Here is a 278-nt window from a genome sequence, read left to right as displayed (position 1 = left end):
CTCGGAAGCGTACTGACCGTGTTTTATTGCGCGTGGTATCTGACCTTCTTTGCGCTCTGCATGTTCCGCCCTGTCGTCAATCTGCTTGGCGTGGGAGGGGTCGTCATGGTGCCGCTTTCGATCGCGGCATTCGTGAAACCGGAGGCGGCGAACGGGACGCCATTCTGGGCCATTCTCCTGATGGCGATCGGCTTCATCGGCTTTGCCGTGGGCTACTCGAAGGTTGTCGACTGGTTCACGCCGCCGGGCAAATCCGATCCGTTCCAACGCTATCGCCG

1 protein-coding gene is annotated in these 278 nt (G+C 60.1%); it reads left to right on the top strand.

Going from position 1 to position 278, the window contains the following annotated elements; genetic code table 11:
• On the top strand, nucleotides 1-278 hold a 278-nt coding region (locus EOD29_RS31460), incomplete at both ends, for a hypothetical protein (RefSeq protein WP_206520540.1).

Source organism: Mesorhizobium sp. M1A.T.Ca.IN.004.03.1.1 (assembly GCF_003997555.1).
Classification (GTDB): domain Bacteria; phylum Pseudomonadota; class Alphaproteobacteria; order Rhizobiales; family Rhizobiaceae; genus Mesorhizobium.
Note: the sequence above shows the minus strand (reverse complement) of the source record. Positions and strands in the feature narration are given on the sequence as shown.